We start from the raw sequence: 20,176 nt of genomic DNA, 5'->3' as shown, positions 1-20,176 counted from the left end.
TTAGGAGGCAGTGATGTCAGCCGTCGGTATTCCGCATTCCACCAGCGCTAGTTCGGATGCAGAGGGTGAGCGGGCGCTGCGCGTCCAACTGGCCGGCACCTATCGCGTGTTCGCGATGCTTGGCTGGACCGAACTGATCTACAACCACATTACGGTCCGGCTGCCCGGCCCGAATTCGCACTTTCTCATCAACCCGTTCGGGCTCCATTACGCCGAGGTGAATGCGTCGAATCTGGTCTGCGTCGATCTGGACGGACGCATCGTCGGTGAGTCGGCATGCCGGGTGAATCCTGCCGGTTTTGTCGTGCACGCAGCAATTCATCGCTTACTGCCTGACGCCCATTGCGTCATGCACACGCATACCACAGCGGGGCTGGCAGTTGCGTGCTCGGAGATCGGGCTGGAGAACGCCAGCTTCTATTCAGCGCAACTACACGGTATGGTTGCGTATCACGATTTCGAGGGCATTACCGTGCGTCCTGACGAGGGGCCGCGACTGGTCGCGAATCTCGGCGGCAAGCCACTGATGATTCTGCGCAATCACGGCCTGCTTGCGATCGGCGAGACGATTGCACAGGCCTTCGTGCGGCTCTGGACGCTCAACCGCGCCTGCGAAGTGCAGCTCGCGAGCGCTGCGCTAGGGGCGGCGCGCCACATTCCTGACGAGGTCGCGGCGCGTTGCACGCGCGATGCGTTGCAGTTCGATCCGCGCTATGGTGCGGGTGAGGATGTGCTTGGCGCGCTGTTGCGTCAGGTCGATCGTATCGATCAGTCATACAGGGAGTAACGCGGTCATGGGTGGGCAGCAAATCAGGACAGCCGTGGTGGGTGCAGGCGCGATCGGTGGGTTGATCGCCGCGGCGGCCGTGCGCGCCGGCCACGCCGTGAGCGTCCTCGCACACGGCAAGACGCTCGATGCGCTTCGCGCGGATGGTATTCGCATCGTCGGTGAAGAAAGCGAGACTGTCGCGCGGGTTGTGGCCGACGACGATGCCGCTACGTTTGGCCTGCAGGACTTCGTGGTCGTCGCGCTGAAGGCTCAGGTGTTGCCGGCCGTCGCCGCGAGCCTGCGGCCGATGATCGGGCCACAAACGGTGATCGTCGCCGCGATGAACGGCTTGCCGTGGTGGTTTCTGAGCGGCATGCAAGGGCCGCTCGCCGGCCAGCATATCGAGGCGGTGGACCCTGATGGCAGAGTGTCGGCCGCATTGCCGCCGGCGCAATCAATCGGCTGCGTCGTGCATCTGTCCTCGTCGACCGACGCACCCGGCGTGATCCGGCGCGGCCGCGGCAATCATCTGATCGTTGGCGCACCGGCTCCGGCGCTCTCCGCGCAGGCGAACGCGTTCTCCACGGCACTGCGCGAGGGCGGCTTCGAAGTCGCCGTATCCGACGACATCCGCACGGAAATCTGGGTCAAGCTGTGGGGCAACATGAACATGAATCCGTTGAGTGCGTTGACGGGTTCGACGGCCGATCAGTTGCTCGAAGATCCGCTCACGCACGCGCTGGTGTTGCGGATGATGGAGGAGGCTGACGCCATCGGCAGGCGACTGGGTCTGTCGACGCGTATGGAGGCGGCGGAGCGGGTCGCGGGGACGCGCAAACTCGGTGCGTTCAAAACCTCGATGCTGCAGGATTTCGAAGACGGCCGCCCGCTCGAGATCGGTCCGATACTGGGGGTGTTTCCCGAACTTGGCCACCGGCTCGGTGTGCCGACACCGTTCTGCGACGCGGTTCTCGGATTGCTGCGTCAACGGGCGTCGAACAGTGGGCTTTGAAGGGGCTTTCGCTGGCCGGATTGGACCAGGAACAGTCAGCTTCCGGCGCTGAACGGCGGGCGTGCCGCGCGCGGCCTCATCGCCCGCAGTGCCCGGCGGCGCCGCCTGTCGGCAATCATCCCTGGCGCGCCAGCACGCTTTCGATTACCTTGTCGAGCGCCTCGCCAAGCATGACTTTTTCCTTGTCATCGAGACAGTCGAACAAATCGACGTTCCACTTGCGCGCGATCGGCATCACTTTTTTGTAGAGCGCCCGTCCTTCGGCCGTGAGTGAAACCAGTACCACCCGCCCATCTTCCACGCTTGCCTGCCGCTGCACGAGTCCCTGCCTGATGAGCGCCTCGGCCGCGCGGCTTGCCTGACTCTTGTCGAGGTTCGCATGCCGCGCCAGGTCCATGATGGAGAATGGCCCGAACGAACCTACCGAAGCAATGACGCGCGCTTCAGGCAGGGTGACGTCGAGCTTGTCCTGATAACGCTCGCTGATACCGCGTTCAGCGAGCTTGTTCAGTACATGCAGGCGATACGTCAGAAACTGTTCGAGTCCGGCTTTGGCGGATGCCTTCATGGTGCTCCCGGGGTGAGTGGATGCGGTCGTGGCGATGTGATTGTTGCCGCATCCGCCGGGCGGGTCAACGCGTGCCGAATTTCAGTCGCGTAAGCTGCTCGGCCTCGTTCGCCAGCAGGCGTGCGGCGTCGCGGATCGCTACGTCGAGCGTGATCGGCCCCGGTGCTGGCGAAAAGCAACCCGTGAAGTGTTCCGTGAGGCGCGACAGCGCCGCGGAGTCGACGGCGCCTGACAGCAGCGTGGCCGGCACGCCGGCCTCCTGCGCGTGGCGGCAGGCGATGAAGGGCGCCTTGCCGTGCAGCGTCTGCACGTCCGAGCGGCCTTCGCCGGTGATCAACCAGTTCGCGCCTTCGAGCGCCGCATCGAGGCCGATCTGCTGCGCGACAACTTCTGCGCCGGGCTGAAACTGTGCGCCGAGCATATGCAACGCGAAGCCCAGACCGCCCGCCGCGCCCGCACCTGGCTCGTTACGTGCAGCACGGTTCAGCGCAGGTTCGAGCAGATCCGCAAAGTGCGCGAGCGCAGCATCGATCGTCGCGATCTGGTCGGGCTGCACCCCTTTCTGCGGACCGAACACGGCCGTCGCGCCGTGCTCGCCGTTGAGCGGGTTGTCGACGTCGGACATGCCGATGAACGTCGCCTCGGCGAGCCGCGCGTCGAGTTGCGACACGTCCACGCTCGCGACCTTCGACAGCTCCTCGGGCTTCGGCTCCAGTTCCTGTCCTTGTGCGTCGAACAGTTTCATGCCGAGACCGGCGAGCAGACCCGCGCCGCCGTCATTGGTGCTGCTACCGCCAAGCGCCACGAAAAAGCGCCGCACGCCGGCGTCGAGAAGTGCGCGGATCGCTTCGCCCATGCCGCGCGTGCTGCGCGCTTCGACTGGCACGCCCATGCCGACAGGATCCGTGATGCCGACGACTTCCGCCGTTTCGATGATCGCGCTGCCGTCCGCGAGCAATCCGGCCGCCGCTTCGCGCACCGGTCCCGCTGCACCGCATACCGTCAGCTTGCGGCGCTCGCCGCCGCGGGCGAGCATGGCGTCGAGCGTGCCTTCGCCGCCGTCGGCCATCGGGCAGATGCGTACGACGGCCTCTGGCCGCGCGCGCTGCACGCCGGTTGCGATGGCCTCGGCGACCTGCTCGGCACCGAGCGAGCCTTTGAAGGAATCGGGAGCGATAACGACGACGGGCGTGGACGGCGGCTTAGGCATGGTGTCTCTTGATGGTTGGGATGGTGGCGAATCTCGGGCAGCTGGTTCGGCTGTGACTGCATCCGGCCGCGTGCGATAGCTTAGCAGCACAGCGGCGGCGGCTGAATAACGCGGGCGGCATAGCGGGCATCGAGTGCGGAATCGCCGTGCCGCAACCGCCCGGACTGTGCACCTCGCCGGCCGAAATCAGCGCGAAAAGGCGCGCAAACGTCGAATCCCGGCTAGGCGCGCAAATAGTTTGCTAAAATATTCGGCTCTTCTGACCCAAACCGTGCTGCTGGCGGCCTGAGAGCCCGCGGCGACAGGCGCGCGATTGATGCAACGCAAGTCTGCTTTGCGACTTCGCAAGGCAGGCCCTGCAAGGCAGACATCGACAGGCGGCACGGCAAAGATAACTGATTCGCTCGAATAATTTTAGGACGATTGAAGCCATGGCTAACGTTGTTGAGAACCTCGGCAAGCTCGAACGCCGCGTGACGATTTCCCTGCCGAAGGATGCTGTGCAGAAGGAAGTGGATTCGCGTATCCGCCAGATCGCAAAGAACGTGCGCATGCCGGGTTTCCGCCCGGGCAAGGTGCCGCTCAAGATGGTGACGCAACAGTATTCGGGCCAGGTGGAAGCCGAAGTGCTGAGCGACAAGGTTGGCAAGGAATTCTTCGACATCAGCCGCGCCGAGAACCTGCGCGTGGCCGGCCAGCCGAGCTTTGCACCGAAGACTGACGTCGCAGAAGGCGACTACGCGTTCGACGCGACCTTCGAGGTCTATCCGGAAGTGAAACTGGGCGACGTCGCCACGGCCGAAATCGAGCGCACCACGACGGCCATCAGCGAAGCTGAAGTCGACCGCACGCTGGACATCCTGCGCAAGCAGCGCGTGCACTTCCACGCACGTGGCGAAGCCGGCGAACACGGAGACGGCGGTGCCGACACGGCAGCGAAAGACGGCGACCGCGTGACGGTCGACTTCGCCGGCAAGATCAATGGTGAAGTGTTCCAGGGCGGTAGCGCAGACGACTTCGCCTTCGTGCTCGGCGAAGGCCGTATGCTGCCGGAATTCGAAAAGGCTGCGCTGGGCCTGAAGGCCGGCGAAGCGCGCGAATTTGACCTCAGCTTCCCTGAGGACTATCACGGCAAGGATGTGGCCGGCAAGACGGCCCAGTTCGCGATCACGATGAAGAAGATCGAATGGCCGCACCTGCCGGAAATCGACGCTGAATTCGCTAAATCGCTCGGCATCGAAGACGGCGATCTGACGAAGATGCGCGCCGAGATCAAGGACAACCTCGAACGCGAAGCGAAGCGCCGCACGCAGGCCATCGTCAAGAACCAGGTGATGGACGCGCTCCTGAAGATTTCCGAACTGGACGTGCCGAACGCGCTGATCGAACAGGATCAGCAACGTCTCGTCGAAATGGCCCGTCAGGATCTGCAGCAGCGTGGCGTGCCGAACGCGGCAGACGCGCCGATCCCGGCAGAAATGTTCAAGGAACAGGCCGAGCGTCGCGTGAAGCTGGGTCTCGTGCTGGCCGAACTCGTGAAGGCGAACGAACTGCAGGCGAAGCCGGAGCAGATTCGTGCCGAAGTCGACGAATTCGCCAAAAGCTACGAAGACCCGAAGGAAGTCGTCCGCTGGTATTATTCGAACCAGCAGCGCCTTGCTGAAATGGAAGCGTACGTCGTTGAAGCCAATGTCGTCGATTTCGTCCTCAACAAGGCCAAGGTGACGGACAAGGAAGTGAGCTTCGAAGAACTGGCAAGCGCAACGGCGCAGTCGTAAGCGTCGCTGCAACGGCGTGCCGGCTGTCGGAGCGACGGCCAGCACGCCGTTTTTTTATGTCCGGCGTGCCGCGGGGCTTGAAACGCGGGTTGTCGTACTCACTTGCCTCACGTACTAGAACATTTCCAGACAAGGATCCATTGCATGACCTTTCGCGCTCAATTGCTGGACACGTTGGCCTCCCACGCGCCGCGGGATCTCGAAGCGCAGGCGCTCGGACTTGTTCCGATCGTCGTGGAAACAAGCGGGCGTGGTGAGCGCTCGTATGACATCTACTCGCGTCTGCTGAAGGAGCGAGTGGTGTTTCTCGTCGGCGAAGTGAACGACCAGACCGCCAACCTCGTCGTGGCACAGTTGCTGTTCCTCGAAAGCGAGAATCCGGACAAGGACATCAGCTTTTACATAAACAGCCCGGGTGGTTCCGTGTCAGCCGGGATGGCCATTTACGACACGATGCAGTTCATCAAGCCGGACGTTTCGACGCTGTGCATGGGCCTTGCGGCCAGCATGGGCGCGTTTCTGCTGGCGGCAGGCGCAAAGGGCAAGCGTTTCGCGTTGCCGAACGCGCGAGTAATGATTCACCAGCCGCTGGGTGGCGCACGGGGGCAGGCATCGGACATCGAGATCCAGGCACGCGAAATCCTGTACCTGAAGGAGCGTCTGAACCAGCTGCTTGCGCACCACACGGGGCAGCCGGTCGAGCGTATCGCTCGCGACACTGATCGCGATAATTTCATGTCCGGTGACGACGCACAGGCCTATGGTCTCGTTGACCAGGTGCTGCACAAGCGTCCTTGATTTGGTGCGTATGCCCCAAATCAGGGCAGGGGTCAGAGTAAAGTCCTTTAAATGTAGCTGACCCGTCCCTGAGCGCCTACTGCGAAAACGTCGTCCCAGCTTTTGCGCATCGTCCCAGCCCAACTGCGAGGCTGGGGCAAACGGCGTATCATGTCATTGAGTGTCCGGAGGCTCATACATTTATGGCGGACAAAAAAGGTTCTAACAGCGAGAAGCTGTTGTATTGCTCGTTCTGCGGCAAGAGTCAGCATGAGGTCAAGAAGCTGATTGCCGGACCGTCGGTATTCATCTGCGATGAATGTATCGACCTCTGCAACGAAATTATCCGTGACGAGGCTGCTGGCTCGGGCACGGAAACCGGCCTTTCCAGGTCCGATCTGCCGAGTCCGCAGGAAATTCGCGAGATCCTCGATCAATACGTGATCGGCCAGGAGCGCGCGAAAAAGATTCTCGCGGTGGCGGTGTACAACCACTACAAACGCCTCAAGCATCTCGACAAGAAGGACGAAATCGAGCTGTCGAAGAGCAACATCCTGCTGATTGGCCCGACGGGCTCCGGCAAGACGCTCCTCGCGCAGACGCTTGCGCGTCTGCTGAACGTTCCCTTCGTCATTGCCGATGCAACGACGTTGACGGAAGCCGGCTACGTTGGCGAAGACGTCGAAAACATCATTCAGAAGCTGCTGCAGAACTGCAATTACGAAGTCGACAAGGCCCAGCGGGGCATTGTCTACATTGACGAAATCGACAAGATCAGCCGCAAATCCGATAACCCGTCGATCACTCGCGATGTCTCGGGTGAAGGCGTGCAACAGGCGCTGCTGAAGCTGGTCGAAGGCACGATGGCATCAGTGCCGCCGCAAGGTGGTCGTAAGCATCCGAACCAGGATTTCATCCAGGTCGATACGACCAACATCCTGTTCATTTGTGGCGGCGCATTCGACGGTCTCGAGAAAGTCATTGTCGACCGCACGGAAAAGACGGGTATCGGCTTTGGTGCGAGCGTGAAGAGCAAGCAGGACCGCGACGCTGGCGAAGTGCTGCGCGAAGTGGAGCCGGAAGATCTGATCAAGTTTGGCCTGATTCCCGAACTGATTGGGCGTCTGCCGGTGGTGGCTACGCTCGGCAAGCTCGACGAAGCAGCGCTAATGAAAATCCTCGTCGAACCGAAGAACGCGCTGATCAAGCAGTACCACAAGCTGTTCAACATGGAGCGGGTCGAACTGGAGATTCGTCCGGCCGCGCTGCAGGCAGTTGCCCGCAAGGCGATCCGCCGCAAAACAGGTGCCCGGGGTCTGCGATCGATCCTGGAACAGGCCTTGCTGGATGTGATGTACGAGTTGCCGACGATGAAGGGTGTGAGCAAGGTCATCATCGACGACAACGTCATCGACGGCGACGGCAAACCGTTGCTGATCTACGAAGACGCGCCCAAGGTCGCGGGTTCGAATTGATCGGCTTTCCGGGTTCTGCAAAAAAGCCGTTCATGGCGACGTGAACGGCTTTTTCGTTTATCTTGTGGCCAGGATGGATTGTGTTTTTTTGGAGTCACTGAACTTTTCCCACACGCGGAGGCCTTGCAATCTTTTTTGCTGGCCTCACCTACCGAACGAACTGATTCCACTCATGGGGAAATGAAATGTCAGGAACCCAACTCCTTCCGCCGGAACGCACTACGCTCCCGCTGCTCCCGCTGCGTGATGTCGTAGTCTTCCCGCACATGGTGATTCCGCTCTTCGTAGGCCGCCCGAAGTCGATCAAGGCTCTCGAAGCAGCGATGGAAGGCGGCAAGCACATCATGCTCGTCGCCCAGAAAACGGCTGCGAAAGATGAGCCGACTGAAAAGGACATGTACGAAGTAGGGTGTGTCGCTAACATCCTGCAAATGCTGAAGCTGCCCGATGGCACCGTGAAGGTGCTTGTCGAAGGTCTTCAGCGCGCGAAAACGCTCTCGATCGAAGAACAGGAAACCCAGTTTTCGTGCGAAGTCATGCCTCTCGAACCCGACCACGCCGACAGCGCTGAAACTGAAGCGCTGCGTCGCGCGATCGTGTCGCAGTTCGATCAGTATGTGAAGCTGAACAAGAAGATCCCGCCGGAAATTCTTACGTCGCTTTCGGGCATCGACGAAGCAGGGCGTCTGGCCGACACGATCGCCGCGCATCTGCCGCTGAAGCTCGACCAGAAGCAGCACATCCTCGAGATGTTCCCGGTCGTTGAGCGCCTTGAGCATCTGCTCGCGCAACTCGAAGCCGAAATCGACATCCTGCAGGTGGAAAAGCGCATCCGTGGGCGCGTCAAGCGTCAGATGGAAAAGAGCCAGCGTGAGTACTACCTGAACGAGCAGGTCAAGGCAATCCAGAAGGAACTGGGCGAAGGCGAAGAAGGTGCGGATCTCGAAGAGCTCGAGAAGCGCATCACGGCCGCACGCATGCCGAAGGAAGCCAAGAAGAAGGCCGACGCCGAGCTGAAAAAGCTCAAACTGATGTCGCCGATGTCGGCAGAAGCAACGGTTGTGCGCAACTACATCGATACGCTGATCGGCCTGCCGTGGCGCAAGAAGAGCAAGGTCAATAACGACCTGTCAAATGCTGAACGCGTGCTCGACGAAGATCACTTCGGTCTCGAGAAGGTGAAGGAACGCATTCTCGAGTATCTCGCGGTCCAGCAGCGCGTGGACAAGGTGAAGGCGCCGATCCTGTGTCTCGTTGGACCTCCGGGCGTCGGCAAGACGTCGCTTGGTCAGTCGATTGCGCGTGCGACGAACCGCAAGTTCGTACGCATGGCGCTAGGTGGCGTGCGCGACGAAGCTGAGATTCGCGGTCACCGCCGTACGTACATTGGTTCGATGCCCGGCAAGATCCTGCAAAGCCTGACCAAGGTCGGCGTGCGCAATCCGCTCTTCCTGCTCGACGAAGTCGACAAGATGGGGCAGGATTTCCGCGGCGATCCGTCGTCCGCATTGCTGGAAGTGCTTGATCCGGAACAGAACCATACCTTCGCCGATCACTACGTCGAGGTCGATTTCGACCTATCGGATGTGATGTTCGTCGCGACGTCGAACTCGCTGAACATCCCGCCGCCGCTGCTCGACCGGATGGAAGTCATCCGGCTGTCGGGTTACACGGAAGACGAGAAGGTCAGCATCGCGCAACGTTATCTTCTGCCGAAGCAGAAGAAGAACAACGGCCTGAAGGATGGTGAGGTCGATGTGACGGAAACGGCGATCCGCGACATCATTCGTTATTACACGCGTGAAGCAGGTGTCCGCTCGCTCGAGCGTGAAATCTCGAAGATCTGTCGCAAGGTCGTGAAGATGCTTCTGCTTAAGAAGGCGGAAGGCGCAGTGAAGGTCGACGGCAGCAACCTCGATACCTTCCTCGGCGTGCGCAAATACGACTTTGGTCTGGCCGCGAAGGATAACCAGGTCGGCCAGGTCACGGGTCTCGCGTGGACGGAAGTCGGTGGCGATCTGCTAACGATCGAAGCTGCTGTCATGCCGGGTAAAGGCAACGTGATCCGTACGGGTTCGCTCGGTGACGTGATGAAGGAATCCGTCGAGGCAGCGCGCTCGGTGGTCCGTTCGCGGTCGCGTCGTCTTGGCATCAAGGACGAGGCGTTCGAGAAGCAGGACATTCACATCCACGTGCCGGAAGGCGCGACGCCAAAAGACGGTCCTTCGGCCGGTATCGCGATGACGACTGCGTTGGTGTCGGTGTTGACCGGCATTCCCGTGCGTGCCAATGTCGCGATGACGGGCGAAATCACGTTGCGCGGCGAAGTGCTTCCGATCGGCGGCCTGAAGGAAAAACTGCTGGCGGCGCATCGTGGGGGCATCAAGCTGGTGCTGATCCCGGAAGAGAACGTCAAGGACCTGACGGAAATTCCGGACAACGTGAAGAACGCGATCGAAATCGTGCCGGTCCGCTGGATCGACAAGGTGCTTGAACTTGCGCTCGAACGTGCGCCGCAACCGCTGCCGGACGAAGAGCCGAAGGCGGCGCCGGTGGCCGAAGCTGCCAAGGATCCCGCAACTGAAGTTGTGAAGCACTGATACAGGCTGTTCCCGTCGTACCTGAAACCCGCGGCGAAGCCGCGGGTTTTTTTATTGGTGCGCCGAGCATGCGCAATATCTTGGGGTGCAAGTCCCCTGTCCAGCCTGATGGGGCGAAGGAGTACTGCCCGATTCCGAATCCCGAAGATTCTGAAGGGCACCTCGACCCATGTTTTGTGCTGCAGTGCGGCATCAGGACGCCGTCTCGATCGCTCGTGTCATCCTCTTTCCTCGGGCCAGAATTAGTTGCATTTGCATCGATTGGTCGCAAGATTCCGTCACAAAACTCCCTGAGAATATACGCCCCGATCAGGCTCAACCCCGCTTGACACAAGGGTTTCGGCCAATTCTAATTAGCTGGCTCGGCGCTGTGTGCCTTGCCTGCTTATATCCCGGCGCCAGTGGCGCTACCACGATTGCCCAATAACATTCTCGGGGGCTGGAATGAATAAGACGGAATTGATCGACCACATTGCACAACAAGCTGATATTTCGAAGGCTGCTGCAGGACGTGCGCTCGATGCAGTGATCGGTGGTGTCAAAGGCACGTTGAAGAAGGGTGGTTCGGTCACGTTGGTCGGCTTCGGCACGTTCGCCGTGGGCAAGCGCACGGCACGCACGGGCCGCAACCCGCGCACCGGCGCCGCGATCAAGATCAAGGCAGCCAAGGTGCCCAAATTTAGGCCTGGTAAAGCGCTGAAAGATGCGCTAAACTAATTGGCTCGTTGGTTGGGGGTCCTGTAAAAGCAACCTCGGATTAGCGAACAGTTGGTGAATGGCAGCGATGAATCGCGGAACGGGTGCTTAGCTCAGTTGGTAGAGCGGCGCCCTTACAAGGCGTAGGTCGGGAGTTCGAGCCTCTCAGCACCCACCAGTTTCCGGTTCTGTAGTGGCCAGCCAGCAGCAGTAAAATGGAGTGGTAGTTCAGTCGGTTAGAATACCGGCCTGTCACGCCGGGGGTCGCGGGTTCGAGTCCCGTCCACTCCGCCAGTATTTTCGAAAGGCGAACTCCGGTTCGCCTTTTTTATTGCCCACTGTTGTAATATCGGGCGTTCTGTTTTTGGCCAACCCTCACGCATGCTCGATTTTTTCCGCAATCACCAGCGCCTGATGATGTTCATGCTCATCCTTGTCATTTTGCCGGGGTTGGGATTTGTAGGTATTCAGGGCTTTCGTGGCTTCTTTGACGAGAGCGCCAACGTCGCGAGCGTCAATGGTCACAAGATCACGCGCGTCGAATACGACAACGCAATGCGTCAGCAGCTTGATCGTGCGCGCCAGGTACTCGGCGCCCAGTTCGACATGCAGTCATTCGATACGCCGGAGCGTCGCCGCGACATGCTCGACGGCCTGATTCAGCAGCGCGTACTTACCGATGAGACGCAGCGTCTGCATCTGACCGCTTCGGACGACGCAGTGCGCCGTACCTTGCTCGCCGACCCGGTCATTTCGTCGCTGAAGAATGCCGACGGTTCGATCGACGTCGATCGCTACAAGCAGTTGCTGGCCATGCAGGGCATGACGCCAGAACAGTACGACGAACGCGTGCGCTACAGCCTTGCTACACAGCAGCTGCCGGCCACCATCGAGTCCAGCGCGTTCACGTCGAAGACGCTCGCACAGCACTTGACGGAGCTCGCAGAGCAGCAGCGCGAAGTGCAGGGTCTCGCGTTCCACGCAAAAGACTACGCCGCGAAAGTGCGGCCGACCGACGCGCAGATTCAGGCCTACTACGACGCGCATCGCACCGAGTTCGCCACGCCTGAAACGGCGACGATCCAGTATCTGGTGCTGTCGCCCGACGCGCTCGCAGCAGCTGTGCCGGTGAGCGACGCAGACATCAAGAAATACTACGACGACAACATTGCACATTACCGTACCGACGGCGAAGTGCGCGCGAGCCATATCCTGATCGCTGTGCCGAAGGATGCAAGCGCGGCCGACAGGGAAAAGGCGAAGCAGAAGGCCGAAGCGTTGCTCGCCCAGGTCAGGGCGCATCCGGATCAATTTGCCCAGATCGCCGCGCAGAACTCGCAGGATCCGGGTTCGGCGTCGAAGGGCGGGGATCTCGGCTACTTTGGTCCCGGCATGATCGCGGGCGGCAAGGCGTTCGATGACGCCGTGTTTAAGCTGAAGAAAGACGAAATCAGCGATCTCGTGCAGACGGATTTCGGTTATCACATCGTCAAGGTGACGGATGTGAAGCCGTCGGTCACGAGGCCGTTCGACGAAGTGAAGGATTCGATCGCGAAGGACCTGAAAACCCAGCAGGCCGCCAAGGCATTCACCGACGATTCGGAAGGCTTCACGTCGACGGTGTACGAACAGGCCAAGAGTCTGCAGCCCGCGGCGGACAAGTACAAACTGCAGATCCAGACCGCCACGGTGACGCCGCAACCAAATCCGAAGCTGCCGCCCGACAGCCCGTTGAACAACCCGAAGTTTCTTGCTGCGGTGTTTTCGAGCGACGCGACGAAGGCGAAAAATAATACGCAGGCAATCGACGTCGGCAATAGCACGCTGATCGCCGCGCATGTGACCGATTACAAGGCCGCTGCCGTGCCGGCGCTCGATGCCGTCAAGGACGCCGTACGTCAGAAGGTCATTGCCCTGCAATCCGCCGAGATGGCTCGCAAGGAAGGTGTGGCGAAGCTTGCTGAACTGGAGAAGTCGAAGTCGACCGGAGGTTTCTCGTCAGCGCTGAAGGTATCGCGCAACGTCGCGCAAGGCGTCCCGCCTGTAGCGCTCAGCGCGATCTACAAGGCGGACGCGCAAAAGCTGCCGGCCTACGTTGGTGTCGATCTCGGCGACGACGGTTACGCAGTCTATCGCGTGAATTCGGTGGTGCCAGGCAACTCGGCTGACCCGCAGCGCCTCGTAGCTGCGCAGCAGCAAATCGCGCAGGTCAACGCGCAATCGCAGGTCGAAGCGTACGTCGATGCGCTGCGTTCCCGTGCGAAGATCAAGTTTTACGGAGCGCTGGACTCGGCCGGGCAGCCCACCGGCGATTGACCAGGCGCGGTAGCTCACAGCTGTTGGAAGCAAGAAGCCCCGCACTAGCGGGGCTCTTTGTTTGGCGAAAAGTTTGACGAAAACCGCGCGCCATCAATCGACAATGCGCGCTACAGCGTTACAGGCAGGCGTCAATATCGGCTGTCGCATCGCCACCGGTTGCGCCGGCTGCCGGGCGGTAGCCGACCCATGAGCCCACGCCGGTATAGGCCGGACGGACGATAGCGGCGGCGCCGTTAGGCGGCTGCTGGCCGGGGACATAAATGTCCACGGACTGATGGTTGGCCAGCACGTCCTGCGACACGACCTGCTGCTGAGACTTGTCCGCCCATTTGTGCTCGACGCATTGCGCTACGTCTTTCGGCGCCAGGTGTGTCTGGCCGATGGTCTGGACACCCGCCGGCGGTTGCGCGGCGCAGGCAGAAATTGCCGCGGTCAACGCGATAAGTGGTAAGTATTTCACGTTATCTCCCTCCAAAATCGCTCAAATAGAGCTGGTTTTTCAAGGTCAGGCGATAGTGTCAGATCGCCAAAGCAAGACCGTGTTCCCCCCGATCCGGAAACAAGTTGTGAGCAAACGTCTCATTGAGCCGAAGGGGGGCGAAGTAGCGGCTTCAATGTGAGCCACACATTGTTCAACAACGTGGGTTGTGCCTCCTGCTTAGGGTGGATCTGGTCGGCCTGGAACATGTCCGGCCTGTTCTCGATTCCAGCCAGCAGGAACGGCACCAACGGCACGCGGAACTGCTTCGAAAGATCGCCGTAGATGCCGTGGAACTTTTGCGTATAGTCCATGCCGTAATTTGGCGGTACATACATGCCGACCAGCACGACCTGGGCATGGGCCTGCTGGGCCTGTTCGATAATCGTCCGAAGGTTGTCTTCGGTGGTTGCGAGCGGGACGCCGCGCAATGCATCGTTCGCGCCGAGTTCGACGATTACGATGGCCGGCTTCAGGCGCTGCATCAGCGCGGGCAAGCGTGCGCGTCCGCCGCTCGTGGTATCGCCGCTGATGCTTGCATTTGCAACGTTATAATCGAGGCGCTCGTCGGCGAGCCGCCGACGCATCAACGCGACCCAGCCGGTGTCGCGCGGCAGGCCGTACTCGGCGGAGATGCTGTCGCCGAGCACGACAATCACCGGCTTGTCGGGTGCGGCCGTGTTGGCTGCGTCCGCAGCAAGTGGCACCGTCGCCATGAATGCGGCGACGCCGAGTGCTGTGGCCAGCGCCGCAGCGTGCACTTTTAACCTGTGCTTCACCATGCAAAAGAAATCCGATCCAGTCATCGAAGTGCGGGGTTTGTGCAAGAGGGTTAAGGATGCGACAGGCGAACTGACGATCCTCGATCATATCGATCTTTCGATCGAGGCGGGCAGCAGTGTGGCGATCCTCGGCGCATCCGGTTCGGGCAAGTCCACGTTGCTGGGCCTGCTGGCAGGTTTGGACAGCGCGACTTCGGGGTCGGTTCGGCTGCTCGGTCACGAACTCACCGAACTCGACGAAGACCAGCGCGCTGCATTGCGCAGCGGCGCGGTTGGCTTCGTGTTCCAGTCGTTTCAGCTGATGCCGCACCTGACGTCGCTCGAAAATGTCACGCTGCCGCTCGAACTTCAAGGCGGCATGTCCGCACGCGAGGCGGCGACACGTGCGCGGGCGCTCCTCGAACAGGTGGGCCTTGGCAAGCGCACCAGGCACTATCCGAAGCTGCTGTCGGGCGGTGAGCAGCAGCGCGTTGCGCTCGCGCGCGCGTTCGTCACTCATCCGGCGATCCTGTTCGCCGATGAGCCGACCGGCAGCCTCGATGCGGCAACCGGTCATGCCGTGATCGATCTGATGTTCCAGATGAATCGCGCGAATGGTGCAACGCTTGTGCTTGTCACGCACGATGTCGAACTGGCCAGACGCTGCGATTCCACGGTGACGATCGAGGCAGGGCATCTCGTCGCCTGAACCGGCGCGCGGTTTCCATGCCCCCGGGGTGAAACGACAAGGAGCGGGCGCACGAAGTCACCCGCTCCATAAGACAACGCCAGCGACGCCTACCGCTTCAACGTAGCCCGGGCCCTCGCGATCAGCGCCGACGTCGACGAATCGTGTTTCTTCACGTCGGTGCTTGCCGAAGTGAGGTCCGCTTCGACGACCTTGCCGAGAATCTTGCCTAGCTCGACGCCCCACTGGTCGAACGGATTGATGTTCCACACCGACGCCTGTACGAGCACCTTGTGCTCATAAAGCGCGATGAGCGCCCCGAGCGAGCGGGCGGTGAGCGCGTCGACGAGCAGCGTCGTTGTGGGACGGTTTCCGGGGAACACCAGATGCGGCACGAGTTCCGGCTTGTCCGGCCCGGCAACTTTCTGCGCTTCTTCAAACGTGCGACCCAGCATCAGTGCTTCGCTCTGCGCAAAGCAGTTCGCGAGCAGTTTCGGATGATGATCGGCGAGCGGGTGTTCGGGCGTCAGCACTGCGACGAAATCGATCGGCACAATCGTCGGCCCTTGATGCAGCATCTGGAAGAACGCATGCTGCCCGTTGGTGCCAGGCTCGCCCCACGTCACGGCGGAAGTCGGGTAATCGACCATCGCGCCATCGAGCCGGGCCGACTTGCCGTTGCTTTCCATTTCGAGCTGCTGCAGATACGAAGACAGGTAATGCAGCGCCTCCGAATACGGTGCCACCAGATAGCTCTGCGAGCCGAAGAAGTTGCGATACCAGATGCCGATCATTCCGAGCAGCACCGGCAGGTTCCGATCGAGCGGAGCCTCGCGGAAATGCTGGTCCATCTCGTTTGCGCCGGCGAGCAGTTCGGCGAACTGCGCAGGGCCGACCGCAATCATGATCGACAGACCCACAGCCGACCATAGCGAATAGCGCCCGCCCACCCAGTCCCACATCTCAAAGACGTTTTCCCTGGCGATGCCGAACTTCACGACCTCGCCCGGGTTCGCCGAGACACCGACGAAGTGTTTCGCCAGCGCGGTTTCGGGGCAGCCTTTCTGGATGAACCAGTCGCGCATCGAGCGTGCATTGGTCATCGTTTCGAGCGTCGTGAACGTTTTCGACACGATGATCGCAAGGGTTTCCTCAGGGTCGGTCTGTTCGAGCACGCGATACAGGTCCGCGCCGTCGACGTTCGACACGAAGAAGGATGAGATGTCAGGCGTCGCCAGATGATGCAGCGCGTGAACGACCATCTTCGGCCCCAGGTCCGAGCCGCCGATGCCGATGTTCACGACGTAGCGAATCCGCTTGCCGGTATAGCCGGTCCATGCGCCGCTGCGCACCTGGTCGGCGAATACGGCCATCTTTGCCTGCTCGGCCTTGATTTGCGCGTGGAACGGGGCATTCGGATCGGTGGCACGCAGCGCGGTGTGCAGCGCGGCGCGGCCTTCGGTCGGATTGACTACTTCGCCTGCGAACATCGCATCGCGACGCTTCTCGACACCGGCTTCGCGCGCAAGCTGAACGAGCAGCCGCATGGTTTCATCGGTGACGCGGTTCTTCGAAAAATCGGCGCCAAGACCGCCGCCCGACAGCGTGAAGCGCTCGGCGCGGGTCGGGGCGGGGTCGTTCTCAGGGGCGAACCAGTCGCGCAGGCGCGCATCGCGAATCTCTTCGTAGTGCGCTTCTAGCGCGGACCAGGCGGGGAGCGATTTCATCGTCATAACTGTCCGTCGAACGAATGGGTGCGAATGGAAGGCGGCGCAACAGGTGCCGCCGGAGGTGAGGCTTTGGAGCGCCTTCGGATCGTCGTGTTCGATGCCGTGCCGACGCGGCGATCGATCCGGCGACGCGATCAATCAGTATAGCGGCACTGGATGACAGCAGCAGCACACTCGTGGACTTCAGATTGTGGGATTGGATGCATGCGAAGCCGAAGCGCGGCGGGGCGCTTGCGCACGCGGCTCAGGTAAGGGATGGATAGAACAGCCGGTTCAAGAGCGTTCGGACCATAGGCGCGAGTTCGCCGGCAGTGAGTCCGGCGGGGCCGCAGCCGCTGGCAGTCAGCGTATCGGCGGCGAGGCCGTGCAGATAGACGCCCGCAAGCGCCGCTTCGTACTGCGGCAGCTGCTGTGCCAGCAGCGCGCCGACCAGGCCGCCGAGCACGTCGCCGGTGCCGCCGGTCGCGAGGGCGGCATTGCCGGTCGGATTGATCGCAATGCGGCCGTCGGGTGCGGCAATCACCGTGCCGGCTCCTTTCAGTACGATGACGCTCGCATAGCGCGCGGCAAGCGAACGCGCGGCCGCGAGGCGATCGCTTTGCACGGCGCGCGCATCCGAGCCCAGCAGGCGCGCTGCTTCGAGCGGATGCGGCGTGAGCACACACGGATTGCCGTGCTGCGTGCCGCGCGCTTCGAGCGCTTCCGCCAGCGCGTCGTCTTTCGCCAGCAGATTGAGCGCGTCGGCGTCGAGCAGCGTCGGCACCTCGAGCGCCAATGCGTCGTGCAGGGTGACCGACGCGCGGTCGCGGTGGCCCATGCCGCAGCCGATCGCGAGCGCATCCATCGAATCGAGCGCGAGCGCGTCGATGGCATGCAGCATCAGTTCGGGATGCGGCGGATCGTACGCCGGCGCGCCGCTGCCGACGAACGCGACGTGCACCTTGCCCGCCCCTGCATAGAGGGCGGCGCGGGCCGCGAGAATTGGCGCTCCGCACATGCCCGTATCGCCTCCGACCACCGCGAGACTGCCGAACGTGCCCTTGTTTGTCGCGAAATCGCGTGGCGGCAGGAAGGGCGCAAAAAGGGCTGGCGCGTTGAGTTGCACCTGTGTCCGGCCGGTGGCGTCGAGCCCAATCGGCGCGACGGTGACGGACCCGGCCAGGTCGCGCCCGGACGTCATGTACAGGCCGGGCTTCGCGCCGATGAAGGTGACGGTGTGCGTTGCCCGAACTGCCGCCCCATTGCCGACGACATTGCCGGTATCGCTGTCGAGCCCGCTGGGAACATCGAGCGCGAGCACTCGGCCTTGTCCGCGTGCGCGCTCCGTGAGCTGTTGCGCAAGCGTTGCGAACACGCCATCGAGCGGTCGTGCGAGTCCGATGCCGAACATGCCGTCGACGAGCCAGCCGTAGGCGTCGAACGACGCTGGCGGCGTCGTGGAAATCGGTACGCCGGCCACACGCGCGGCGGCGAGAGCCCAGCGGGCGTCGTCCGGTTTGACCTCGACGGGCATGCAGACATCCACGGCGACGCCGGCGCGGCGCAATTCGGTCGCGACGACGAGGGCGTCGCCGCCGTTATTGCCTGGGCCCGCGACGAGCCACACCGGGTGATCCGTGAAGACGGAGCCGTCGTGTCCGATCTGATCGAGTAGAAAGCGTGCGGCGGCCGCGCCTGCGCGGCCCATCAGCGCGTGCTCGGGTAGCGTGGCGGCCGCTTCCTGTTCAAGCGCGCGTAACCCGGCAACGAAGAGGAGCGGCAGTGGACGGTCGTGCGGATTGACGAGGGCGGGCACTTCGGGCGAGGCGGACTGCATGGCATCGGTCATGGCGGCAGCAGGACAGAGACAGGCGAAAGCGAAATGGCGTCGGACAAGGACGACCGTCGACTACCCCGATCACCCCCACCGGCGCCACAGCGCGTCGAAGGGCGCCGCCCGGACGGAGCGCGCGATACTAATCCCGGAACCGCTCCGGCCGCATCGCGGCGAGCGTATCGGGCGGGACGTCCGGCGTGGCTCCGGCGATGAGATCAGCGATTACTTTAGCAGACCCGCACGCGAGGCCCCAACCAGCCGGGCCATGCCCGGCATTGACGAAGAGTCGTGGATGGTGCGCATTGCCCACGACCGGCAGGCCATCCGGCGACAGTAGCTTCAGGCCTTCCCAAGGCAATGCCGCCGATATTTTCGCCGCGCCGGGAATCCAGTCATGGGTGGCCTGGCCGAGCAGCGCGAGGGCTTCTTTCGTCAGCGGCTCGCCGAGCGGCTTGTCGGTCTGGCTCGCAGGTTGCAGTACGGCGCCGCCGGCGACCCGCAAGCGGTGATTCATGCGCGTGATCGTAATGCGTTTGACGGCGTCGATCACCGTCATATGCGGCACACATTCTTCATGAGCGACCGGCGCCGCGAGCGTATGCAGCCGCAGCGGATGCAACGGCAGACGCAGGCCGAGCTTCTCCAGCAGTGGCAAGGTGCCGACGCCAGCGGCCACGACGATCGCATCGGCAGCGATCACGTCGACTTCGCGTGAACGGGTCGGTTCGCCGGCGTGCGGTGTCAGTTCGACGGCTGCCCGCTGGTTGTCGACCCGGATCGCAGCCACTTCGCGGCCGTTCAGGAACGTGACGCCGCCTTCTTCGTCCAGCAACTGCTTCACGAGCTTCGCGAACAGCGGGCAATTGGCCGTGCGCTCCGAGTCGAAGTAAACACCGCCGGCGAATTCGGGGTCGGTCGGCACCGAATGCTCGAGCGCGGCGCACTCGGCCGGCGTCAGCACGTGGTGCGGGACTTCGAACTGGCGAAGGAGATCGAGTGCCGGCTGGGTCAGTTCCCACTCGCGGGCCGACCGGACCACGTGCAGCATGCCGCTACGCTGCTCGAATTCGAGTCCGAAGCGCGTTTCGATATCGGCGAGCGTGTCGCGCGCCAGTTCGATCAGCGGGCGCAGCCGCGCGAACTGCTGTCCGAATGCTTCCGGTTCGTGCAGCTTCGCGAGACGTTTGACGAAATCGCGCGCGGTGGAATTGAAGCCGACTTTGCTGATGACACCATTTTTCACCGCGCGCCGGTTCTGCATGAAAGTCGGGCCGAACCAGACGTCGAGGGGGCTGGGCAGCACGGTGCCCCCATGGCCGTAGGTCGCGCCCTGCGCGACAGTCGCGTGGCGCTCGACGACGCATACCCGATGCCCGGCCGCGCGCAGTTGATAAGCAGTGGCGACGCCGACTATCCCGCCGCCGATGACAATGACATCCATGATTGATTCGATTTGCCGGCGGGACGCTTACTACCCGGCGTTCCCCGCCAGCGTGGCA

16 protein-coding genes and 2 tRNA genes are annotated in these 20,176 nt (G+C 62.1%); 11 read left to right on the top strand and 7 right to left on the bottom strand.

The features are described 5' to 3' along the window. The first annotated feature begins 13 nt into the window (after positions 1–13). Positions 14–787, top strand: a complete 774-nt coding sequence (locus B0G77_RS17770) for a class II aldolase/adducin family protein (protein ID WP_133663282.1) — start codon at positions 14–16, stop codon at positions 785–787. A gap of 7 nt (positions 788–794) precedes the next feature. Beyond that, the gene (locus B0G77_RS17765) at positions 795–1,781 is read left to right on the top strand and encodes a 2-dehydropantoate 2-reductase (RefSeq protein WP_133663281.1); all 987 of its coding nucleotides are present in this window, start codon (positions 795–797) and stop codon (positions 1,779–1,781) included. 115 nt (positions 1,782–1,896) lie between these two features. On the opposite strand, the gene B0G77_RS17760 is transcribed toward B0G77_RS17765, so the two are convergent. Further along, positions 1,897–2,349: a MarR family transcriptional regulator gene (locus tag B0G77_RS17760; protein ID WP_133663280.1), complete on the bottom strand. Its 453-nt coding sequence runs from the start codon at positions 2,347–2,349 to the stop codon at positions 1,897–1,899. Between the two features lie 64 nt (positions 2,350–2,413). Continuing rightward, a complete protein-coding gene (locus B0G77_RS17755; RefSeq protein WP_133663279.1) occupies positions 2,414–3,559 on the bottom strand; it encodes a glycerate kinase in 1,146 nt (381 codons plus the stop codon). A 431-nt stretch (positions 3,560–3,990) separates the two neighbouring features. Between B0G77_RS17755 and tig the strand changes: the two genes are divergently transcribed. The 8 genes from tig (at position 3,991) to B0G77_RS17715 (ending at position 13,201) form a co-directional block, all read left to right on the top strand. Further along, positions 3,991–5,337: a trigger factor gene (gene tig / locus B0G77_RS17750; RefSeq protein WP_133663278.1), complete on the top strand. Its 1,347-nt coding sequence runs from the start codon at positions 3,991–3,993 to the stop codon at positions 5,335–5,337. A gap of 144 nt (positions 5,338–5,481) precedes the next feature. Beyond that, complete coding sequence (gene clpP / locus B0G77_RS17745; RefSeq protein WP_133663277.1) at positions 5,482–6,135, top strand: ATP-dependent Clp endopeptidase proteolytic subunit ClpP; 654 nt, start codon at positions 5,482–5,484, stop codon at positions 6,133–6,135. Between the two features lie 182 nt (positions 6,136–6,317). Continuing rightward, positions 6,318–7,589, top strand: coding sequence for an ATP-dependent Clp protease ATP-binding subunit ClpX (gene clpX / locus B0G77_RS17740; RefSeq protein ID WP_133663276.1), 1,272 nt, complete (start codon positions 6,318–6,320; stop codon positions 7,587–7,589). 185 nt (positions 7,590–7,774) lie between these two features. Continuing rightward, entirely contained in the window at positions 7,775–10,189 is a 2,415-nt protein-coding gene (lon, locus tag B0G77_RS17735) for an endopeptidase La (RefSeq protein WP_133663275.1), read from the top strand. A gap of 444 nt (positions 10,190–10,633) precedes the next feature. After that, entirely contained in the window at positions 10,634–10,906 is a 273-nt protein-coding gene (locus B0G77_RS17730; RefSeq protein WP_007585907.1) for an HU family DNA-binding protein, read from the top strand. 81 nt (positions 10,907–10,987) lie between these two features. Further along, a tRNA-Val gene (locus B0G77_RS17725) sits at positions 10,988–11,063 on the top strand. 39 nt (positions 11,064–11,102) lie between these two features. Further along, positions 11,103–11,179 (top strand) — tRNA-Asp (locus tag B0G77_RS17720). Between the two features lie 87 nt (positions 11,180–11,266). Beyond that, the gene (locus B0G77_RS17715) at positions 11,267–13,201 is read left to right on the top strand and encodes a SurA N-terminal domain-containing protein (RefSeq protein ID WP_133663274.1); all 1,935 of its coding nucleotides are present in this window, start codon (positions 11,267–11,269) and stop codon (positions 13,199–13,201) included. A 118-nt stretch (positions 13,202–13,319) separates the two neighbouring features. On the opposite strand, the gene B0G77_RS17710 is transcribed toward B0G77_RS17715, so the two are convergent. Together B0G77_RS17710 and B0G77_RS17705 are read right to left on the bottom strand one after the other, a co-directional pair. Beyond that, on the bottom strand, positions 13,320–13,664 hold the full coding sequence (locus B0G77_RS17710; RefSeq protein WP_133663273.1) for a hypothetical protein: 345 nt from the start codon (positions 13,662–13,664) through the stop codon (positions 13,320–13,322). Between the two features lie 119 nt (positions 13,665–13,783). Then, positions 13,784–14,464 (bottom strand): arylesterase, encoded by a 681-nt coding sequence (locus B0G77_RS17705; protein ID WP_133663272.1) that lies wholly within the window; start codon positions 14,462–14,464, stop codon positions 13,784–13,786. Between B0G77_RS17705 and B0G77_RS17700 the strand changes: the two genes are divergently transcribed. Then, on the top strand, positions 14,463–15,152 hold the full coding sequence (locus B0G77_RS17700; protein WP_133663271.1) for an ATP-binding cassette domain-containing protein: 690 nt from the start codon (positions 14,463–14,465) through the stop codon (positions 15,150–15,152). The two genes, B0G77_RS17705 and B0G77_RS17700, sit on opposite strands and share 2 nt — an antisense overlap. 89 nt (positions 15,153–15,241) lie before the next feature. Here B0G77_RS17700 and pgi read toward each other — a convergent pair whose 3' ends face one another. From pgi to B0G77_RS17685, 3 genes are all read right to left on the bottom strand, one after another. Then, on the bottom strand, positions 15,242–16,864 hold the full coding sequence (pgi, locus tag B0G77_RS17695) for a glucose-6-phosphate isomerase (protein WP_133663270.1): 1,623 nt from the start codon (positions 16,862–16,864) through the stop codon (positions 15,242–15,244). A 241-nt stretch (positions 16,865–17,105) separates the two neighbouring features. Next, entirely contained in the window at positions 17,106–18,677 is a 1,572-nt protein-coding gene (locus tag B0G77_RS17690) for an NAD(P)H-hydrate dehydratase (protein ID WP_243751141.1), read from the bottom strand. Positions 18,678–18,816: 139 nt separating this feature from the next. Continuing rightward, positions 18,817–20,118 (bottom strand): FAD-dependent oxidoreductase, encoded by a 1,302-nt coding sequence (locus B0G77_RS17685; protein WP_133663268.1) that lies wholly within the window; start codon positions 20,116–20,118, stop codon positions 18,817–18,819. Positions 20,119–20,176: the final 58 nt, after the last annotated feature.

Origin of the sequence: Paraburkholderia sp. BL10I2N1 (assembly GCF_004361815.1) — a bacterium.
Classification (GTDB): domain Bacteria; phylum Pseudomonadota; class Gammaproteobacteria; order Burkholderiales; family Burkholderiaceae; genus Paraburkholderia.
This window is presented reverse-complemented; position numbering and strand designations above follow the sequence as displayed.

Excerpts from the sequence above, each read along its gene's own strand:
- B0G77_RS17770 (WP_133663282.1), top strand. The coding sequence starts at position 14 with ATGTCAGCCGTCGGTATTCCGCATTCCACCAGCGCTAGTTCGGATGCA.
- B0G77_RS17765 (WP_133663281.1), top strand. The coding sequence starts at position 795 with ATGGGTGGGCAGCAAATCAGGACAGCCGTGGTGGGTGCAGGCGCGATC.
- B0G77_RS17760 (WP_133663280.1), bottom strand. The coding sequence starts at position 2,349 with ATGAAGGCATCCGCCAAAGCCGGACTCGAACAGTTTCTGACGTATCGC.
- B0G77_RS17755 (WP_133663279.1), bottom strand. The coding sequence starts at position 3,559 with ATGCCTAAGCCGCCGTCCACGCCCGTCGTCGTTATCGCTCCCGATTCC.
- tig (WP_133663278.1), top strand. The coding sequence starts at position 3,991 with ATGGCTAACGTTGTTGAGAACCTCGGCAAGCTCGAACGCCGCGTGACG.
- clpP (WP_133663277.1), top strand. The coding sequence starts at position 5,482 with ATGACCTTTCGCGCTCAATTGCTGGACACGTTGGCCTCCCACGCGCCG.
- clpX (WP_133663276.1), top strand. The coding sequence starts at position 6,318 with ATGGCGGACAAAAAAGGTTCTAACAGCGAGAAGCTGTTGTATTGCTCG.
- lon (WP_133663275.1), top strand. The coding sequence starts at position 7,775 with ATGTCAGGAACCCAACTCCTTCCGCCGGAACGCACTACGCTCCCGCTG.
- B0G77_RS17730 (WP_007585907.1), top strand. The coding sequence starts at position 10,634 with ATGAATAAGACGGAATTGATCGACCACATTGCACAACAAGCTGATATT.
- B0G77_RS17715 (WP_133663274.1), top strand. The coding sequence starts at position 11,267 with ATGCTCGATTTTTTCCGCAATCACCAGCGCCTGATGATGTTCATGCTC.
- B0G77_RS17700 (WP_133663271.1), top strand. The coding sequence starts at position 14,463 with ATGCAAAAGAAATCCGATCCAGTCATCGAAGTGCGGGGTTTGTGCAAG.
- B0G77_RS17705 (WP_133663272.1), bottom strand. The coding sequence starts at position 14,464 with ATGGTGAAGCACAGGTTAAAAGTGCACGCTGCGGCGCTGGCCACAGCA.
- pgi (WP_133663270.1), bottom strand. The coding sequence starts at position 16,864 with ATGACGATGAAATCGCTCCCCGCCTGGTCCGCGCTAGAAGCGCACTAC.
- B0G77_RS17690 (WP_243751141.1), bottom strand. The coding sequence starts at position 18,677 with ATGCAGTCCGCCTCGCCCGAAGTGCCCGCCCTCGTCAATCCGCACGAC.
- B0G77_RS17685 (WP_133663268.1), bottom strand. The coding sequence starts at position 20,118 with ATGGATGTCATTGTCATCGGCGGCGGGATAGTCGGCGTCGCCACTGCT.